Below are 21,102 nucleotides of genomic sequence, written 5' to 3'. Positions count from 1 at the left end.
GACGGATAAGAGAAAGTCCCTTATCCGCCTTTTATTCATTGATCCTTACATCCTTAATGGAGTAAGAACAGTATTATCACATGGGAGATCTTGTCAAAAGAATATTACTCTTTCACAAGGTCATTGTAATCAATTTCATCCTGAGGATATACCCAAGTCCACTTGTTACCAGCATCAGCTGGGATCGTAAGTGATACTGTTGGGTGTGCATTACCACCTTCAGCAAAGGAGTGACGTACCACAGGTATGTTCCAACGCTTGTAGTCGCTCCATGCAAAACCTTCTCCCCAGAGCTCTACTTCACGATAATCCTTAATCTCATCAAAGAGATCCTGACCAGTCTTAGTACATGTATAACCTGGTGTACGGTCAGTAGAAGCATTTAAACGAACCAATGCAGCCTGTGCATCAGCAGTGTTTCCAAGGAAGTAATTAGCCTCAGCTTCTATGAGAACCATCTCGCTGGAACGTATGAAAGGAACATAACTAACACCTGGAAGGGTGGTTACCCAGAACTTCATATGCCCATCCAAATAGATAACCTTTGAAGCATAAGCAGCTGGAAGACCTGGAAGCTGATGAGCCTTAACAATAGCTTTAGCCTCTTCAAGCACGTTCTTATTACCTAAACCAATGATACCATTCTCCTGATCAACCTGTTTGTTATCAGTAATATCAATACTAGTGAACTTATCTTGAGTGATAAAGAGCTCCTTACGAGCGTCATCATTCGGAATACGATTAATCAATTCATGACCAATTGTACCTGCTCCAGTAGACTTCTTAGTTGCATTATTACCATTACAAGCATCTGATGCACCAAAAGCCCAGTACCATAACTGCTCTGTGTCACCACCATAACTACCAAAGATCCACTCCTTTGTTGGCTTATAGAAGCCGCCTGCATATTCACTTCTGTTCATAAGAGGACGATTCACTTCAGCCAATTTCGCCTGTGCTAACGCTGTTGCATAATCCTGACGGGTCAATGCTGCACGTGCATAAACGGCATGAGCCGTGTTCACATCGGCTATCCAGCAACGAGAAGCATCACGTGTCTGACCACTCTCTGTAAAGAGTTGAATAGCTTCCTCACAGTCTTTATATATCTGTTGATAGACTTCTGCAAGAGTAGAAGCTTTCAGTTCACCTGTTGATAAGTCAAGACGTATAGGTAAACCTCGCGTTGAACCATTGTTACTATCTTGCCAACGATAACAGAAATAATGAACAAGTTTCTCATAAGCATAGGCACGGAAGGTGAGCGCTGATGCCTTTAAGAACTTTTTATCAGCCTCTGGACCTTTTGCTTCATCAATGTTTAAGATAAAAGCATTGGCGTTTGTAATAATCTGATAGTAATATGCCCAGGCATAAGAGTCGTACTTTGTCGTTGCACGATCATGCCATTCCTGATTATGAAGGGGTGAGAGACCTGGTGCATAGTAGTTATAATTGTAATTCTGACTTGGTATGTTCTCATAATAACGGATGATGGCATTCTCGCCAGCGAAGCCCTGTCCATACTGTCCTTGCTGTACACTCATCACCTTTGCAATACCATTCAAGGTACTACGTGCATTGTTTGTCGTCGCATATGCAGCCTGTGGACTAATTGATTCAGATGGTGCTGTATCAAGATACCCATCCGTACAAGAGACCACCATCATTGATGCTACAGACAAAAGACCTATCGTGAGTTTGTTAATTGGATATTTCATATTATATCTTTTATTTAGGTTCATGTAAATATTAGAGATTAACTGTGACTCCAAAGTTGAATACCCGAGCAGTAACATATGTATCATTGCTACTACCACTGAAGCTATATTGTGGGTTCAATCCCTTACGTGATGTAACGGTAAAGAGGTTCTCTACACCTGCTTTCAGGGAGACGCCACCCAGTCCACACTTATCTACCCAAGCCTTAGGGAGGCGATAAGAAAGCACGATATTCTTCATAACAAGGTAAGAAGAGCTTGTTAACCAACGGTCACTAGCAGCATTATTGTCATTACTCTGAGAGTAATTAAGTGCTGGAATACCATTCGGATCAATGCGATCAGGTGATGTTGCTGTCATACCAGCAGGCACTCCCTTCCATGAAGACAGTGCATCCTTGTGCAAAGCACTGGCAGATGTAGCAGAACCAGCACTCATCAATGACTGATAAGGACCATCCATCGTCTTTCCACCAAGGCTGTAAGTCATCAAGATATTAAGACTTAAATCCTTCCAACGCAGGTTAGAACCGAATGAGCCATAGACAGATGGCAGTGCTGTACCAGCCCATACACGACGTGCATAGGTCGTTGTAGTAACATATTCCTTACCATTGATATCAACAACAGCACCTGCAGCGCGAGCCGAAGTAGCCTTATCCATATCAATATCATAGAGTGACTGACCCGTCATCTGATCTACACCAGCAAAGTGATAAGTGTACCATTCATAGGCAGAATGTCCTTCAGAATAATTCTGTTGACCATGAAGAATATCCTTTCTACCAGGTAATTTGATTACTTTATTGTTCAATGTTGTAGCATCAAATGCTAAGTTCCACGTCCAATCTTTCGAACGAACAACATCTCCGTTCACCATAAACTCGAAACCACGGTTAGAGATTGTACCAATATTCTGATACTGACTGAGGTTTGTTAGGGCATCTCCATAGAAAGAACCAGCTGACAATGGGAAGCGAACCTGGAACAACAAGTCCTTTGAACGCTTATCAAAATAACCGATACTGAAGTTCACACGATTAAAGACTGTACCTTCAACGCCGAGGTCAAAGGTCTGGGTTGTCTCCCATCTGAGGTTATCAGCCGCCAACTTCTGACGTATCAAGGCTGGTTCTCCAGCATTCTTCTTGATATAATAAAGTCCCTGATAGCCATAATAGTCTACTGCTGCATCATTTCCAACTTCACCATATGAAGCACGAGCACGCAGAGCATCAACCCATTTTACTTTCTTCATGAACTCTTCTTTCTTAATATTCCAGTTCAAACCAAAGGAGAAGAAGTTACCCCAACGCTTATCCTTATGGAACTTAGAAGAGCCATCACGACGATAAGAGAAGTCAACAAAGTACTTATCAGCATAATTATAACGAGCACGTCCGAGATAAGACTCTGTTCTATAATCCTCATTATAACCACCAGTAGTTGCATTCTGAACGAAGTTATTCAGCACTAACAGACCGTCAATTGCGGCATCTGTATTCATCAGACTTGAATATCTAACCTTCCAGCTATAGTTCTCGTGACCGAGAAGTACATCAATATGATGATCTCCAAATTCATGTTCCCATGTCAAAAGTTCCTGTCCTGTATAGGAATTGAACTGAGAAATTCTCGCCTTCAAACGTCCATTGTTACCAGCACCATCACCGATATTAGGGTTATCATAGGACTGTTTATTAGAGTTAGCATGCTTCATGCTCACCTTACCCAAGAAAGAGAAGCCGTAAGGCAATGTGATCTTTCCATAAATCAGACCATCAAGTACATTTCTACGGTTCTTGTCATTATCATGTCGTAGCTCATAAGCTATATTACGGTTCGACAGGTACTGAGAGGTAACATCAAATTGTGGATTCCCATCTGCGTCCAAGACGTAAGAACCATCTGCATTATGGAGATAATAAGGATAGATTGGTGCCATGTAACGGGTTACATAGAAAGGATTACCATACATAGAACCAGAAGCATTACTATTATAGTTCTGGATGGCAGAAGTACCAGAAAGGTTCATACCTAACTCCAGCCACTTGTTTGCATTATAAGTAGTATTAATACGACCAGTGAATCTTTCATAGCCAGAATTAATGATATAACCATGCTCATTCAGGTATCCTGCAGAAGAATAGACATTGAACTTATCGCTAGAAACAGCAGCAGAGACATTATACTCCTGTCGATGACCTGTACGTTCAATAGGTTTCTGCCAGTCAAGATCAGTATATTCAGGACGCATGTGGGCTATCAGCTTGCCATTAGCATCAAAGAGCGCATCTTCAGGACCATCATAGATATTCCATTTCTTCTTCAAAAGGTTCTTGGTTGCATATGCTGCGGCATCTGCCTCACTAGTAATACGCAAAGCTTTATTAGACAAAGCATAATTCTTATAAGCCATCCATGATGCTTCCATCCACTCATCAGGTCCTAAACGGTCATACTCGGGGATACCACGTCTATAGAATCCTTGGTCAACCTTCAATGTAATAATAGGCTTAGAAGCATACTTGGCCTTCTTAGTAGTAATAAGAACAACACCATTTGCTGCTCTGTTACCATAGAGAGCAGCAGAAGAAGCATCCTTTAAGATAGACACTGACTCTATATCGTTAGGGTTCAACTCAGCAATATTGCCAGAGTATGCCGTACCATCAACAATATACAGAGGCTGATCAGCACCACTTACCAACGTTCCTACACCACGTATGTGAATCTTTGGAGCTTGTCCAGGCTCACCATACGTATTGTTAACCTGTACACCAGGCGCTGCTCCCTCCAAAGCACCAGTCACTGACGTACTGATACGATCAGAGATTTTCTTCGAATCAACCACTGCTACAGAACCAGTAATTGACTGTCGTTTAGCTGTACCATAAGCGACAACAACGACTTCATCAAGGTTCTTGTTATCAGGGTCCAACGTAATTTTCATATGGGCAGTTGCCGTAACAGTCTTTGTGTTCATACCAACGTATGAAACAACCAACTTTGATCCTACTGATGTTGACAGTGTAAAATTACCATCGACATCAGTAACAGTACCATTCTGGGTACCAGCTACAACGATGGATGCACCAATGACTGGTTGCCCATCCTCCGAAGATACTACTATACCGTTAATACTTGTTTGTGCAAACGCCGTTCCTAAACTTAGGAACATTGCTGCCAAAAACACAATTAGTCTTTCCTTCATAAATACTCCACTTCGGTTAATAAATTATTTAATTATACTCTATTCTTTATTTATATCCCGAAATAATCTTATACCACGCCGAAAGGCTGACTAATCTATGTCCACAAATTTAATGCACTTCTGCTAAATACACAAACTCAACCTACCAAAGCACCCTAAATTTTTATATTTATTAACGTATCAAAAGAAGTAGGAAGACTAATACTACATCTGTTTCTAACGACAAAAACGCCATATTTTCAAGGGGTTTTCACAGATTTCGAGCTTGTTTATTAATCTTACTAGTCGCTAAACTCACCCTTGTTTTATCCGTCTTCTTCAGTTCTTATGAATAAAAAGCTTTGAAAAAACTAATGACAACAACACTTTGACTTAAGAGAATAGTGTGTTAACCAATATTGAATTTAAACAAATTAATTGTCAAACAGTATTTAATTTAAAAACTAAAGCTGTCAACTAAATCCAATACATAGTAGAGAAGATGAACAGGACAAATAACTTTTGCCCAACTATACCTTTATTATAAATAAGCCCATAGTTAGTTATAGCACAAAAAAGCGGCTCCCTACAAAGGGAACCGCCCATATTTACATGATAATCAGATTAATTATTCAGTTGTAAAGTCTCAGCCTTCACACCAAAAGAGCCTGCTGAAACACTAAACAGGAAGTTGAATGTGACGGTTTTAGTAGCCTCATCGTAGGTACTACCACTCTGGTCATTAGCTGAAATCATACCATATCGAGGATGTTCACGACCCGTTACGATGGTTTGAGGATAGACTGTAACCTTCGTTCCATTAATACTGAAAGCAAAACCATGGTCTACTCCCCACACATCCTTAATACGATAGCGACTGCCGACTTCGGAATATTCAACGTTAACAGTACCAAGATCACCGAACATATCGGAATGATAAACACCCGTACCATAAGGCTTGTAATCAAGTCCAGCAAACTCTATGCTTTGAGAAGTCTTCGTTCCACCTTTTACAGCTACAACTGTTACGGCATAAAGTCCGTGCAAATTAGTAACATACACATCCTTATAGTCAGATGCCTTCACGTCAACCTTCGTACCATGAGCAACAACATACTCTGCATAAGCATCTGCTGTCATGTTACGAGCTTCCTTTTCTGTCTTCAATTCTGCTAGATAATAGACCTCCCCCACAGCTGCATTGGTTGCTACACGAAAGAGACAATCATTATCAGAGTTGTATCCTGCACCTGCAGTATATTGATACACTGTAGCTATAGGAGTACCGTCATTACCTGGATCTGTACCGACCTCCTCCCTACAACCCGTGAGAGCCATAGCTGCAAGGACGAGCATCAGCAAGCTTTTAATATATTTCTTCATATTCATTTTACATTATTGATTTAACTATTATTGAAATACGAATGGGGCAGAGTCACCTGTTGGTTGCTTTGGATCAGGGTTCTGAGTCATACCACCATTGTAAGAAGACTCCGTATCAGTGAAGGTCCATACCATCCAACTAGGGATTTCTTCCACGTTCCAACGAGCATTTTCAGTATGATTCGTTCCAGCATAGCTGCGAATAATACCCTTATTGAGACGTTTGATATCAAATGTTGAGAAACCTTCTCCCCACAATTCTACACGGCGTTGCCACCATACCTCATTCTGGAAAGCAGAAGTTGAATTATTATAGTAAGCATCATTGTGCTGACCATAGGTGAAATTCGGATCACGTGTCTTAGCAAAGTCTATTAACAACTGCTTACCACGAGCCTCATCCTGCATACCTGCAGCCTCTATTTCAATGAGCTTCATCTCCTCAACACGCATCAATGGCACTGACACACACCAGGCTTCATACTTGACATCAGCCTTTCCTGCGGCATTACGGAACTTGAAACACATACCGTTTAAGCCATAACCATTTGCTTTACCACTCTCATACACACGCTCAGGATAGTTCGTATACTCTGCTAACTTCGTTACAGCATCAGCCTTTGACATACCGTCAAGATCGAAAGTCAACCAACATTTCTTACGGAAGTCGGTTACTGGGATCGTTGTATAGAGATGGTGATCGATAACATTCACACCTCCATAGTTAGAAGCATAACCACCGCCGAAGCCGTTCTCTGGCAACATCACAGAACCCCAAGAGCAGTCACCGTCGTTATCAGAGATGTTAATATCACTGGAAACAAACTTCGTTGCAAACATCCATGAGCTATTAGGAGTGTTAAATCCATTATCACGGCTCAGATAGTCAGTCTCGCTCATCATTGTATAACCTTGTTGTGCAAGCTTAGCATACTTCTCTGCATTCACCCAATCTTGCTTCTCAAGATAGGTACGTGCTTTCAAACCATAGACAACACTCAGGTCTGGCACATACTTATCAGTACGATTATAAGTAGCAAGATACTGTTCTGCAGCATCAAGATCCTTTAAGATAAACTCGAAGGCCTCATCCCATTTCATACGTTCTTGATGGATTGCTTCCTCAATAGTACGGTTTTCATCAGCTTTAATCGTAGTTAAAGCATTATGATCGACTATATAAGGCTTAGAAGCATACATGCGAACAAGGTCGAGATAGAACATAGCACGCATTGCATAAGCAATACCTGTACCCACTTTCTTGTCTGCTGGGGGCTCTGCATAATTATTAGCGCCCGCATTCTTTATAACATTATTACAGTTGGTAATCCACTTATATACTGTCCATGGGAATTGCGAAACCGCATAACCAGCTGATAGGTACTTTACATTCTGATACCAAACCTGATAATGGTTGTTACTACCCGTTGCAATAACGTCTTGTCCCTCTACATCACGTGTCAAGAAGAAACTTGTGTAACCATAATCCCAAACATTCTGGTTATTACCTGGACTATAATCTCTCTTACCACTAAGTCCTGTAGTAAGACCACTCACCATATTGTCAAAGGCATTTGGAGCTTCTGCCACTTGATCAAGGGTAGCTTCACCACCCAGTGGTTCAACTTCCTCAATACAACCTGTAAGCATCGAAGTGCCTATTGCTGCGAGGATAATTGCTGAAAATATCTTTTTCATTGTCTTTTCATTTTATTGTTATTAATAACGATGTGCGAATCATCTCATTAGAAAGACAACTGCAAACCACCCATAATCGTGCGTACAGGTGCATAAGCGTTGATACCTGCATGAGACGTTCCCTGGAAGCTATAACGTGGATCAAGACCCTTACGAGCTGACCAGAAGCAGAGGTTCTGACCTTGTACATAGATGCGAATCTTACTCAACATCAAAGCCCGAGCTATCTTTGCAGGAACGCTGTAACCAACAGTAAACGACTGGAAGTTAAGATACCTTGCACTTGTAAGGAAACGAGTAGACTGCGCTGTCATATCCTGATCAGTATACATAAAGCGTGGTATATCACTTGAAGTATTATCAGGTGTCCATGCCTTCAGGATATCTTTTGACAGATTATAGCCTTCGCTCTTCGTTGTTACGTTGCCCATCAAGCCAGCATAACCAAAGTCATAAATCTTACCACCAATCTGATAATCAAAAATCAGGTTGACATCAAAGTCATATACACGTAAAGATGTTGTGAAACCACCATTTGCTACAGGCAACATCTGGTGTGTATACTTAGTAGCCTCACGCCAATCAGTTGTTAAGAACGAATGTTTTGTACCAGGTTTACTACTAACAGACATCTTTCCTGCCTTATAATCATTATATATGTCTTCATCAACCCAATACTGTGGCAATCCCTTATCGTTCACACCAGCATAATCAGCCAACATGGCATTATACAATGGCTGTCCCTCAGCATACCACATAGGAACGTTGAATCCTGCATTTACATCAGCTTGAGAGAAGCCACCATACTGTGCGGTCTTTACAGGGTCAAGCTTCAAAGCCTTTGCTCTGTTATGTGAGATATTAGCAGATGCACTCCAAACAATATTCTTTGTACGAATGATATCACCATTTAATGTGAACTCAACACCAGTATTACGGATATCACCAAGGTTACCATAGTAACCACGAACACCCATACTCTCTGGAACACTAAGCCAGAAGAGCATATCCGTTGTCTTCTTATTATAGAAGTTGAACTCACCATTCAAACGGTTCTGGAAGAGGTTGAACTCAAGACCAAGGTTGAAGTTGGTTGTTGTTTCCCATGTAATCTTAGGGTTACCAATACCAGAGAAAGAAGGCAACATTGACTGTCCGCCACGTACAAGCGTGTACATGTCGATATAGTTGAAGTTTGGAATACCATCATTACCTTGCTGACCAATAGATGCTTTCAGCTTCAAATTATCAACCCACTTTGTATTTAGATTCTGGAAGAACTTCTCTTTACTAATAATCCATGCACCACCAATACTCCAGAAGTCACCCCAACGGTTCTTCTTAGCAAAACGGCTGGAAGCATCACGACGATAAGATGCCTGTGCAAAATATTTCTGATCGAAGTTATAAAGGAAGTTTGCAAAGTAACCTTCTACGTTGTAATTCCGCTGATATGAATAGCTATTATAACGGTCAGCGAAGGCATTGATCTCCTGAATAGCAGGAGAGAAACCACCACGTGCCAATGCTTCGAGGAAGTTTTTATTCATCTTATACCACTCATGACCAACCATCAGCTGTACATCGTGCAATCCAAATACCTTATGAGCATTCAATGTCTGTACGTAGTTCCAACGATAACTAACATCCGTATACTTGTCAATACTACCATTTGTTGCAGCAGCATTACCAATAAATGGATTCTCATAATGAGAGAAACGGCTCAGAATAAGTGTAATAGAGTTCGTTGAATTAAACTTCAACCATGGTGTAAATGTAACATCAAAGTTCAATTGTCCCTGTAACTGATCAAGGATATCATTCACCTTATTATACCTATTAGAACCCAGAGGGTTACCAGTCTGACTAAATGGGCGACCATTCAAGCCCTGGAAGTTTGTTGCAGGTACACCGAAGTCATACTGTGGATGTCCGAATCTATCTGTTGCAATGACTGGATTACCGTTTGCATCAATCGTACGCACATAGATTGGATAGATAGGAGAGATATACTGTGTGAAATAACCGAGGTTACTAGCATTTGAATTCGTATTACTCAAGTTTGGATTTGATTCACGATCAGCATGAACATAGCTGGCATTTGCTAATAGATGCAACCAGTCTGTTGCCTGATAATCAGCTTTCAAACGAGCTGTGAAACGCTCATAACCAGAGTTCTCAAGCACACCTTTCTCCTTCAAATAACCAATACTTGAATAGTAACTAATCTTAGAGTCACCACCACTTATGTTAACATTATACTCCTGACGGAAGCCATGACGATAAGCAGCATCTTTCCAATTATCAGGAAGAATATAGAATTTCTTTCCATTATACTCGTACATACGGCCCAATGTAGCCTTCGGATTCAGCTTGCCATCAAGACCGATGAGGTTTTCACCTATAGGAATCGTATAAGGATTATATTGTAAACCAAAGTTGGAGTTGGTGATAAAATTATCATTAGCCCACTGATTTGCCTGCTCGCGTGTCATACCTTTCTTATAGAAAGCATAGTTATAGAACTGCTTATAGTAAGCTTCCATATACTCTCCTGGATCAGTAAACACGTCATAATCTTGGATACTACGGCTTGTAACACCCCATTTTGACTCAACATTAATAGTTGCTTTGCCTTTACCTTTCTTCGTTGTAATAAGAATAACACCAGCTGCACCACGTGCACCATAGAGAGCTGCAGATGAAGCATCCTTCAAAACCGTTACACTTTCAATATCATCCTGTGGGATATTACTCAAAGAAGCTGGATAAGGAGCACCATCCACGATAATCAATGGAGTCGTTGAAGCATAGAGAGAAGCAATACCACGAATATGGATACTTGCATTGTCAGCACCAGGAGCACCAGAGCTACCCGTCATTTGCAAACCTGGAACAGAACCTACAAGAGCATCTGCAACGTTAGTAGTAATCTTTTTCTTTAGGTCACCAGAGTTGACAACTGCTGCAGAACCAGCAAATGAAGCTTTCGACTGTGTTCCGAAAGCAACAACCATCACCTCATCCATAACTTTACCGTCAGGATCAAGCGCAATTTTCATCTTTGCTTTACCTGTCAGCGTCTGTGTTTTCATACCGATGTAGGAAACTGTAATCTTCGAACCAGACTTTGCGGACAATGAGAAATGTCCATCAATGTCAGTTGCAGTACCGTTCTGTGTTCCCACAACTAAGATAGACGCACCAATGACAGGCTGTCCATCTTCAGAAGAGACAACAGTTCCGCTAATCTCAGTTTGCGCCAGTGCAGTTCCTAAGCATAGGAAAAAACCAGCAAAAAACATAATTAGTCTTCTTTTCATAAAATCAACTTTTTGTTAACAATTAATATAATTCTTTTGAAGTTTAGGCAATATGTATTTATGGCATTGCGAATTACATGGTAATAGTCAGTGAGTATTTTCGATCGGCTACAAATCTAATATTGTTTTTCTTAACTAACAAGTAAAAATAAACATAAGTTTAATATTTTAACATTAATTACGAATAACAATACTAAAAGTGTAAGGTTTTACCACACCAAACACACAACATAAGCTAAAAATAACATCGAAAAATTTAATATTGTAAGTTATACACAATATAACAGATTGATAGTTAGATTTTAAACAAAGAGCTTTTATGAAAAGACATAGCTTACATTATGACAACAAGAATTATCTATAATATGTCAAGGAATTATCTATAGTTACAAATTCCAACTATACTTCAATACAAGATAACCTTGTTAAGATCAACAAAAGAAAATACATCCCTATAACCCCTATATCATTTTTAAATTATGTTACTGTCACTTTTAACACTTCCTACAAGTGTTTTATTATAAAGAAGTTATAGGCGTAAAGTGAGTGACACTAGTGACAGGAAAGTTAAAACTGGGTTATTAATAAAAGAAAAAGCCATTTCAAAATCTATTATTTGATCTTGAAATGGCCATTTCTTCATCCTTGAGAGGATTTTAGTACTTACAAATTAAACACATTAAATAAAATGTGCATCTAATATATCCTCTTTGGACATAAAGGTCTTAATTACTATACCCTGGATTCTGTTGTTTTTTAAGATTAGGATTAGCATCTGTCTCTCTACTAGGGATGGCAGCTAGCGACTTAAAGAAGTCACGGTTATAACTACGCACCTCAGTTGTTAGGATATCATGCCAACCACGATCAGCATCATTAGTGTAGCGGGTAATAGTCTCATTGTTACGCATAGCGTCAAAGAAACGCTGTCCCTCACCAACAAGTTCTTTACGACGTTCCAACAAAATGCGCTGTAATGTAATATTTGCCGCTGTTACCTGCTGTGCAGTATCGCTCGTACGATTCTTGATAATATCATTCAAATACTGTGCAGCCTTTGTCGTGTTACCTGATTTAAAAGCTGCCTCAGCTGCATTGAGATAAACTTCTGAAAGACGAAGAATAGGTACATTAGAATAACGTACATCACCATTTGCAGCCGGCATCTTATTAAGATAAACTTTCGCACCATTAAACACATGTTTTTTATCAGCTGATGGGGCAAGGAACACATCAGCGCGCACATCTTGTGGGTCCTCAGCAAGAAGTTCTACAAACTTCTTCGTGGCACAAACATCACCATAACCTGGAACACTCGGACGATTCTCTGCATACAGGTATGCAATACCATTACGGTCGTTCCAATCGTTAGAATTGGTTATAGATAATTCGAAAAGCATCTCTTTTGAGTGATTCTTATCATCTTTCTTCCACGCATTTACATATTCATCAGCTGCCCAAAGAGTATTTCCAGAGTTATTAATAACATCTTCAGCTGTAGAGAGAGCATCAGCCCAATCACCCTTCGTTAAATAGACACGTGAAAGCAATGCCTTAGCGGCATAAAGTCCCATGTATCCGACCTCAGGGCTAGTTGCTAACTTACCAGAATTAATTGCTTCATTCAGGTCTTTGATAACCTGTGTATAACATTCGGCAACTGTACTACGACCCGGCTTCTCTGTTGCTTCAAGTGTTTTGGTCACTAATGGCACACCTAAGGAAGCGCCATTGTCTTCAGTATAAGTCTTACCGTAAACACGTGTGAGGTCAAAGGTTGCCATTGCACGAAGTACCAAAGCCTCTGCCCTATATTGGTCTATTAGAGCCTTTGCATCTGCATCATTTGCATCTGTCAACTTACCTCCATCTGCAGCTTCAATGATATGATTAGCCGTCTGAATAACAATATAAGGTGACTGCCATATACCATAGGCATTGAAGTTAGAAGCAGAAGTATACTCCATCTTGTAGTAGAATGAAGCACGATTACTACCATACTTTGAGTTATACTGTAAATCCTCTCCGTGCATCTCGCCGTAAAGGAACATCTGCTGACCGTAATAGTCTGAGAAATTTGATGTACCTTTTAAGGCAGCATACATACCAGTACGAGCCGTACCCAAGTCTTCACTATTCTTAATAGCTGTCCCTGAAGGTACTCCATCACTTGGTGTCTGGTCAAAGAATTCGTCACCACATGATGCCAAGCCGAATAATACGGCTGTAGCAAGCATGAAGCTATATATATTTTTATATGTTCTTTTCATAACTAATAGTTTCCATTAATTAAATTAGAATCCGAGTTCAATACCGAAAGTGAAGGTACGGAGTCCAGGAGTCTGGAACGTACAAACACCATCTACACGCATCTCTGGGTCAACATAGAGATCCTTAGACTTCCATGTAAGCAAGTTGCTGGCAGAGAAGAAAGCACGTGCCTTGCTTAGTCCAAGATGTGACACCCACAAAGTCGGGGCAGTAAAACCAAGAGTAAGACTCTTTAAACGGAGGTAATCCGTTGGCATCAACCAGCGAGAAGAAGTCTGACTGGTATTTCCGTACTGGAACACTGGTTGTGAAGCACTAGTATCTCCAGGACCCTTCCACATCTTGTTAACATCATAATAAGCAGGAACCTGACCACCAAAGGTATAATCACCATTGTCATGTTGCCATGAAGCTGCATCATAAGCTTTTCCTCCAAGTGAGAAAGTGAAATTCAAACCGAAGTCAATGAACTTCCATGTGATATTATTGGTAAAACCACCCTCAAGCTTTGTTTCATGGTTACCAATGATAACCTTATTAGCCTTGTTAGGGTCTGTTGTGGTATTACGTGCATTACTAGTTCCATCATTAATATAGAACAACTCCTTACCAGTTGCAGGATCAACGCCAGCATATTCAAATCCGTAGAAGCTGTAATAAGGTTCACCTACCTTATGGATACGCACACCACTGATAATCTGATTCTCATCACCATAAATCTTTGTCAACTTATTATGGTTATGACCAAAGTTCAACATAGTAGTCCATGAGAAATCTTTCTTCTGTATATTATTGCTCTGGATAGTAACCTCATAACCATTGTTTCGTAATGAACCAACATTGATAGGAGATGTTGTAGCTGTAGAGCTACCATCATAATAACCAGGAACAGCAGACATTGGTAAATCATAAATAAGATCAGAAGTAGTACGAACATAGTAATCGAACGTTACAGAGATACGATCAATGAATGTGAGGTCGAGACCAACGTTGAATGCACGGTTCTTTTCCCACTTCAAATTAGGATTAGCGATACCTACGATAGCCATACCCGACTTACCATTATAGTACTGACCATACTTATAAAGGCTCATATAGTCATAATAGTTACCAGGTAATGTACCGTTGACACCGTAACTCAGACGCAACTTACCATCACTAAGTACCTTCTTCACAGGATCCATAAACTTCTCAGCTCCAAAACGCCATGCTGCTGATAGAGACCAGAAGTTACCCCAACGATTTTCCTCAGCTAGACGGCTACTACCATCACGACGGAAACTAACACCAGCATAATACCTATTATCATAGTTATAGTTCACACGACCTAACCAGCTTGCAAGTGTATAACCACGAGAATCACTACTTGCACGAGTAGTTCCTGCATTTGAGAACTCGTATAAGTTACCAGGGTAATCACTACCATTAAGATAGTTATACTTTACAATGTACTTTTCAGTCTCATAACCTAAGAGGGCATCAATATTGTGTAAGCCAAAATTCTTTGCATAGCTCAACTGTGTCTGCCCATTTAACTGGCTAATAGAACCATTGTAGCGTTGTACATTACCAGCAGGTCCACCATCATTAGAATAACGATCCCAAAGAACATCTTCATTATTAGAAGTGTAATCATAAGTTACTTTCTCGCTCAAATGAAGTGCATCCCATATGTTCCAGTCTAACTTCAATGTATTGAAAGCTCTCTTGATATCTGTTTTATCATAAGTATGAAGAGCCTCATAAATAGGGTTCACACTAACGATACTGTTAGTTTCAGGACCAGAAGCAAACGACCCATCAGGGAGATAAGCAATAGATGAAGGACTTTGCATAAAAGCATAGTTAGCAATTGGATTACCATAAGATGCCCCTCCATCACTTGTAAGGCTCTGATTCATCTTTGTAAAAAGTGACGAATAAGTCAGCACGAAACGACCAAACTTATGGGTAAGGTTTGCATTACCTGTGAATCGTTCCATACCTTGATTGGCAAATATACCAGTCTGTTTCATGTAAGAAAGTGAAGCATAGAACTGAGTATTATCATTACCTCCACTCAAGCTTACCTGATAATTTTGGTGATGACCTGTCTTTATAAGAAGTTTCTTCCAATCTGTCCAAGCATTGATAGCCTTACCACTTGCATCATAACCAACAACTGGTTTTTTAGCAAAATCATCAATATTGTCATCAGCAAAGGTTATTGCATCAGCCTCTGATTTACCCTCACCGTATAGAGCATAGTTCTTTAAACCTTGGTAAAGCAAGCTACGACGTGCATCACCTCCTAAGACAGGACGATAATCAATAGCTAAGTTTGAGAAACCCCAATCACTACGGAAATCAACATGAGTTTTACCTTTCTTACCACTCTTAGTAGTAATAACTATCACACCATTTGCTGCACGAGAACCATACAAAGAAGCTGCTGCAGCATCTTTAATAACCGTGATTGATTCAATATCATTACTATTCAGTGTTGCTAATGCATTCGTACCAGCTTCATTATAGTTACCTTGACCAAAGCCATTGATATCACCTGAAAGCATAGGTGTACCATCAATAACATATAATGGATCATTACCTGCATTAATAGAACCCATACCACGAATACGAATATTGCTTACTGAACCAGGAGCACCAGAAGCACTCGTCACTGTAACACCTGGAACAGAACCCGCAAGTTTATCCTGAACTGATGCAACAGGTACATCAGCAAGCTTACCAGGGTCAACGTTAGCAGCAGCACCAGTAAAACTTGACTTCTTAAAGTTACCATAACCAGTAACAATTACCTCGTCTAATGAGCCTGCCTCAGGTTTCAAAGTAACCTTCATTCCATCCTTTGCAGGAACAGTCTGGGTCTGTAAGCCGACATATTGAATACGCAACTGAGTTTTGCCCTCAGGTACCGTGAGATGGAAATTACCATCGATATCTGTCACTGTACCCATCTGTGTTCCAACAACAAGAATAGAAGCCCCAACTACAGGCTGCTTATCCTCGGAAGAGATTACAGTTCCGCTAATCTCAGTTTGTGCCAACGCTGTCCCTACACATAGGAACAAAGCGGCTAAAAACATCATTAGTCTTTTTTCCATAAATACGCTCTTTTTATATTAATTATATGTATTATTTCCTAAGACAATCCTTATATATCTTGAAAAAGCTTACAGTTTGTAACTTATTAAACAAGAGTATTTAACAATTCACAAAGATAATGTAGCTATATTAAACATCCAAAGAAAAGTAAAATTTTAAATCTTATTTTTACATTTATTAATAATTAATATGCAAAAAGTGATAGTTTTCCGCATAATAATTGAATAATCCAGAGCTTTAAGTTGAAAGTTGTTTGTGAATAACAAGCTTTAAATTCTTACTAAATGGCATCATTTAGTCCCTTCAGGAGTGTTTTTCATGCCTCTGAGTATGACATTATCGACAGATTATAACCTTAACATTTATGACCATCATTGCATTTTATGCATGAATAGAGTGTATAAAGAAGAGCAGTCTCAAACCATCTAAAATACAGGGGAGGGATAGGCTTTGTCAAGATAATTACAAACAGGAAAAGAAAAGGGGCTCTTTTGCAATGTAAAAGGGCACCTTTTGCAATGTAAAAGACGCCCTTTTGATGTGTAAAAGGGCATCTTTTGAAGAGCAAAAGGGCACCTTTTAAAAACGAAAATATAACTATCTGACTTTCTGTAGATTACAAAGTACAAAATAAACAAAATCCGTTGATTTCAAGAAACCAACGGATAAGAAACTTGTAAGGCTATTTCAACTTTCCATTAATAACACACTTTAAAAATCAAAACTGAGCTGTCCATCACCTAAGAGATTATAGCTCTTACGATGATAGGGTGTAATGCCATGGTCGCGAATGGCTTGCCGATGCTTCTTCGTTGGGTATCCCATGTTGGATTGCCAGTCGTATTGAGGATATTCTTTTGCAAGACCGAGCATGTAATCATCACGATAAGTCTTGGCAAGAACTGATGCTGCAGCAATGGAAAGATACTTTCCGTCACCCTTTACTATCGTGGCGAAAGGTAAATCCTGATAAGGTTTGAAACGATTACCATCCACAATGACGGCTTCAGGACGCAAGGAAAGCTGGTCCAAAGCACGATGCATCGCAAGGAAGGAGGCATTAAGAATATTGATTTTATCTATTTCCTCTGGTGTGACAATACCCACTGCCCATGCCAAAGCATCACGCTGGATAACCTCACGCAGGGCATAACGCTTCTTGGCTGTTAATTTCTTGGAATCATTTAACAAGTCATTCTCGTAATCAGGAGGGAGGATTACGGCTGCAGCATAGACACTTCCGGCAAGGCATCCCCTACCCGCTTCATCGCATCCTGCTTCAACAAGATTTTCATAATAATGACTTTTCAACATAGAACAAAGTCCTTTAACTGTTAATAAACCTTTCGTTTTAAAGTTAAATAACAAAGAAAATTTTCAGTTTGAACATCCTGTGCACACCATGCTACTAACTTTGCAAACGTAAACCACAGTTGGTTTTACACCTTATTATATATATAGCAAATAACAATAAGACAAAGAATATGAAAAAGGAAATGACTTTCACGGAGCAGAACACATCGTATAATGACCTCAGTAGACTTTTCAGCGATGGCTGTGCATGGCTTCAAGCACCTGTAATGTGGCTTAGAAGATATTACAGTGCCATACTTGAACGTGAAGTAAGTACGAAACAAGCATCTTACATCACGCAAGCACAAGTGGCATTTGTATTTGCTGCATTCCCTATTATGTCGTCCCTCTTACTACATCTTGCTGCCGTTGTTTGGTTTGCAGCGAGCATTTACATGTGCAAGAGGGCCTAAAGGAATCAGAACATCTGTACCACTCGCTTGATACCTGACACCAAGGCGTCTACTTCCTCACGGGTGTTATAAAGTCCGAAAGAGGCACGAACAGTTCCGAGAACACCCAAGCGATCCATCAAGGGCTGGGCACAATGATGACCAGTCCGGACGGCAATGCCAAGTTGATCGAGGAGTGTACCGAGGTCCATGTGGTGGATATTGCCTACATTGAAGCTGATAACGGCATCGCCACTATCACCGACATGCCCGTAGATGTGCATTCCTTCTATCTCACGCAACTGCTGAAGGGCATAATGTGTGAGGTCTTGCTCATGCGCTAAGATCTTATCCATTCCCAAAGCAGAGGCATAATCGAGGGCTTTGGCAAGTCCGTGAGTAGCTACATAGTCGGGAGTTCCGGCTTCAAACTTCAATGGTGGACGCTCAAAGGTGGTCTTCTCAAAGCTGACATGCTCTATCATCTCACCGCCACCTTGGTAAGGTGGCATCTTATCGAGCCATTTCTCTTTACCATAAAGAACACCAACACCCGTAGGACCATAGACCTTATGCCCACTGAAAGCAAGGAAATCACAATCTAAATCCTGTACGTCAACAGCAAAATGCGGTACGCTTTGTGCACCATCAATCATAACTGGTACACCATGTTCGTGGGCTATCCGAATCATTTCCTTTACTGGATTGATGGTGCCAAGAACATTACTTACCTGCATTACACTGACGAGTTTCGTACGTTCGGAGAAGAGTTGCTCATAAGCCTGTAGGTCGAGAACTCCCTCATCGGTCATCGGGATAACCTTCAAAACAATCCCTTTGCGCTGTTCTTGCAACTGCCAAGGAACGATATTAGAGTGATGTTCCATCGTAGAGACAATCACCTCATCGCCTGCTTGCATACATCCTTCAGTGAAGCTGGAGGCAACAAGGTTCAGACTCTCCGTTGTTCCACGTGTAAAGACAATCTCCGTAGTGGAGCGAGCATTGATAAACTTCCGCACTGTTTCGCGTGCCGCCTCGTGTAAGTCGGTTGCCTGTTGCGACATCCAGTGTACTCCACGATGCACATTTGCATTCACATTAAGATACTCTTCACGCATAGCGTCCAGCACACAGAGCGGTTTCTGCGTGGTAGCACCATTGTCAAAGTAAACCAACGGCTTACCATAGACGGTGCGAGAGAGTATCGGGAAGTCTTCTCTAACTTTATTTATATCGTACATAAGTACCTGCTTTTACTTACACAAGTTGCAACCTTCGCACTTATCAAGCTCACCACGGAAGCGCTTTTCTACCAAATGGTGGAGACGGTCACGCAGTGGTTCGAGTTCCATCTTGTCGATGACTTCATTGATAAAGGCAAACTCAAGGAGGAGTTTAGCTTCTTTTCTATCGATACCACGTTGCTCCATATAGAAGAGAGCGGCATCATTGAGCTGTCCAACCGTTGAACCATGATTACACTGAACATCATCAGCATAGATCTCAAGCATTGGCTGCGTGAACATTCTGGCAGTCTTGCTGGCACAGAGGTTACGGTTATTCTCTTGTGAGAGTGTCTTCTGTGCGCCCTTACGAACGAGTACACGACCTGCGAAAGCACCCACAGCATTCTCGTCGAGTACGTATTTATAGAGTTCGTTGCTTGTACAATGAGGCACTTGATGGTCGATAAGTGTGTTGTTATCAACATGCTGATTCTTGTCAGCTATCACACAACCATTGCAGAAACACTCGCTACCCTCACCCTTAAAGACAAGGTCGAGCATGTTTCGGGTTACTCCATTGTGCAACGTGATGACGTTATGACTTGCACGTGAATTGCGTTGCTGTTCGATATAAACATTCGAAACACGTACATTCTTAGCATGTGTTTCTTCCATACAGTTCAGTTCCAGGTTCGCATTATCGCCCACAAAGGCTTCAATCACCTGTGTTGCAAGGAAGTTTCGGTCGTCAGCTGCGTGGTCACAGAAGAGGAATTGCGCCTTAGCACCTTCTTCGAGCACAATCAGTACACGACGATTGACCATCAAGTCAACATCAGAACGGAGGATATTTATTACCTGCACCGTACGGTCAAGTTGCACATTCTTAGGCACATAGATAAAGAGCCCGTCTTGTGCTAACATCGTATTCAGTGCCGTAACAGCATCTTTCTCAGTGCCAGCCAGCTTACCATAGTACTTCTTCACCAACTCTGGACGCTCTTTAGCCACACGACTCAAGCTATCAATGACTACTCCATCGTTGAGTTTTACGTTTGGAAGTGCCTTCGTATAGAACTGATCGTTGACTATAAAGTAAAGAGATGTACTGAGATTGGGCACATCACATCTGAAAGTCTCGTATGGGTCAACGGGTATTTCAAGTCTGTTGAGGTTCAAACCATAATCTGGTTCGAATAGCTTTTGCATGTCCGTGTACTTATAGCGTTCCACCTTCTTTGATGGAAAGCCCAGCCGACGGAAATCGTCAAAAGCCTTATCGCGCACCTCATTCATCACAGGAGCAGCGTGATCCTTTATGATTTGCTGCGCATCTGTGTAGAGGTCTATATATTGTTTTTCGCTTTGCATGTTTGTTTTAAGAAGTTTTGGAGCAATGAAAGAGCAGTCTTTGTAATCCTTTTTTACCGTTTA

General features: G+C 40.7%; 11 protein-coding genes. 1 reads left to right on the top strand and 10 read right to left on the bottom strand.

The window, feature by feature from the left end; all coding sequences use genetic code 11:
• Positions 1-104 precede the first annotated feature (104 nt).
• The 8 genes from ACZ48L_RS07080 to ACZ48L_RS07045 all read right to left on the bottom strand — a co-directional run bounded on the left by ACZ48L_RS07080 (position 105) and on the right by ACZ48L_RS07045 (position 18,008).
• The gene (locus ACZ48L_RS07080; RefSeq protein WP_025791407.1) at positions 105-1,721 is read right to left on the bottom strand and encodes a RagB/SusD family nutrient uptake outer membrane protein; all 1,617 of its coding nucleotides are present in this window, start codon (positions 1,719-1,721) and stop codon (positions 105-107) included.
• 31 nt (positions 1,722-1,752) lie between these two features.
• Positions 1,753-4,935, bottom strand: coding sequence for a SusC/RagA family TonB-linked outer membrane protein (locus ACZ48L_RS07075; RefSeq protein WP_025791409.1), 3,183 nt, complete (start codon positions 4,933-4,935; stop codon positions 1,753-1,755).
• A gap of 603 nt (positions 4,936-5,538) precedes the next feature.
• Positions 5,539-6,297: a hypothetical protein gene (locus tag ACZ48L_RS07070; RefSeq protein ID WP_025791410.1), complete on the bottom strand. Its 759-nt coding sequence runs from the start codon at positions 6,295-6,297 to the stop codon at positions 5,539-5,541.
• Between the two features lie 27 nt (positions 6,298-6,324).
• Complete coding sequence (locus ACZ48L_RS07065; RefSeq protein WP_025791412.1) at positions 6,325-7,995, bottom strand: RagB/SusD family nutrient uptake outer membrane protein; 1,671 nt, start codon at positions 7,993-7,995, stop codon at positions 6,325-6,327.
• Between the two features lie 47 nt (positions 7,996-8,042).
• Complete coding sequence (locus ACZ48L_RS07060) at positions 8,043-11,318, bottom strand: SusC/RagA family TonB-linked outer membrane protein (RefSeq protein ID WP_464721975.1); 3,276 nt, start codon at positions 11,316-11,318, stop codon at positions 8,043-8,045.
• A 725-nt stretch (positions 11,319-12,043) separates the two neighbouring features.
• Positions 12,044-13,588 carry a RagB/SusD family nutrient uptake outer membrane protein gene (locus tag ACZ48L_RS07055; RefSeq protein ID WP_025791417.1) on the bottom strand — a complete coding sequence of 515 codons (1,545 nt, stop codon included), beginning with the start codon at positions 13,586-13,588 and terminating at the stop codon, positions 12,044-12,046.
• Between the two features lie 24 nt (positions 13,589-13,612).
• Positions 13,613-16,693: a SusC/RagA family TonB-linked outer membrane protein gene (locus ACZ48L_RS07050; protein WP_025791419.1), complete on the bottom strand. Its 3,081-nt coding sequence runs from the start codon at positions 16,691-16,693 to the stop codon at positions 13,613-13,615.
• Between the two features lie 712 nt (positions 16,694-17,405).
• Complete coding sequence (locus ACZ48L_RS07045) at positions 17,406-18,008, bottom strand: ribonuclease HII (protein ID WP_025791421.1); 603 nt, start codon at positions 18,006-18,008, stop codon at positions 17,406-17,408.
• A 170-nt stretch (positions 18,009-18,178) separates the two neighbouring features.
• Here ACZ48L_RS07045 and ACZ48L_RS07040 point away from each other — a divergent pair, with 170 nt between their 5' ends.
• Positions 18,179-18,460, top strand: a complete 282-nt coding sequence (locus ACZ48L_RS07040; RefSeq protein WP_025791423.1) for a hypothetical protein — start codon at positions 18,179-18,181, stop codon at positions 18,458-18,460.
• A 5-nt stretch (positions 18,461-18,465) separates the two neighbouring features.
• Here the strand turns inward: ACZ48L_RS07040 and ACZ48L_RS07035 are convergent, their stop codons facing one another.
• Together ACZ48L_RS07035 and sufD are read right to left on the bottom strand one after the other, a co-directional pair.
• On the bottom strand, positions 18,466-19,683 hold the full coding sequence (locus ACZ48L_RS07035; RefSeq protein WP_025791424.1) for an aminotransferase class V-fold PLP-dependent enzyme: 1,218 nt from the start codon (positions 19,681-19,683) through the stop codon (positions 18,466-18,468).
• Positions 19,684-19,695: 12 nt separating this feature from the next.
• Positions 19,696-21,039, bottom strand: a complete 1,344-nt coding sequence (gene sufD / locus ACZ48L_RS07030) for a Fe-S cluster assembly protein SufD (protein WP_455077624.1) — start codon at positions 21,037-21,039, stop codon at positions 19,696-19,698.
• Positions 21,040-21,102 lie beyond the last annotated feature (63 nt).

The organism is Prevotella histicola, assembly GCF_055385135.1.
The sequence above is the reverse complement of the archived record's forward strand: the minus strand, read 5'-3'. Positions and strand labels throughout refer to the sequence as shown.

Excerpts from the sequence above, each read along its gene's own strand:
- ACZ48L_RS07080 (WP_025791407.1), bottom strand. The coding sequence starts at position 1,721 with ATGAAATATCCAATTAACAAACTCACGATAGGTCTTTTGTCTGTAGCA.
- ACZ48L_RS07075 (WP_025791409.1), bottom strand. The coding sequence starts at position 4,935 with ATGAAGGAAAGACTAATTGTGTTTTTGGCAGCAATGTTCCTAAGTTTA.
- ACZ48L_RS07070 (WP_025791410.1), bottom strand. The coding sequence starts at position 6,297 with ATGAAGAAATATATTAAAAGCTTGCTGATGCTCGTCCTTGCAGCTATG.
- ACZ48L_RS07065 (WP_025791412.1), bottom strand. The coding sequence starts at position 7,995 with ATGAAAAAGATATTTTCAGCAATTATCCTCGCAGCAATAGGCACTTCG.
- ACZ48L_RS07060 (WP_464721975.1), bottom strand. The coding sequence starts at position 11,318 with ATGAAAAGAAGACTAATTATGTTTTTTGCTGGTTTTTTCCTATGCTTA.
- ACZ48L_RS07055 (WP_025791417.1), bottom strand. The coding sequence starts at position 13,588 with ATGAAAAGAACATATAAAAATATATATAGCTTCATGCTTGCTACAGCC.
- ACZ48L_RS07050 (WP_025791419.1), bottom strand. The coding sequence starts at position 16,693 with ATGGAAAAAAGACTAATGATGTTTTTAGCCGCTTTGTTCCTATGTGTA.
- ACZ48L_RS07045 (WP_025791421.1), bottom strand. The coding sequence starts at position 18,008 with ATGTTGAAAAGTCATTATTATGAAAATCTTGTTGAAGCAGGATGCGAT.
- ACZ48L_RS07040 (WP_025791423.1), top strand. The coding sequence starts at position 18,179 with ATGAAAAAGGAAATGACTTTCACGGAGCAGAACACATCGTATAATGAC.
- ACZ48L_RS07035 (WP_025791424.1), bottom strand. The coding sequence starts at position 19,683 with ATGTACGATATAAATAAAGTTAGAGAAGACTTCCCGATACTCTCTCGC.
- sufD (WP_455077624.1), bottom strand. The coding sequence starts at position 21,039 with ATGCAAAGCGAAAAACAATATATAGACCTCTACACAGATGCGCAGCAA.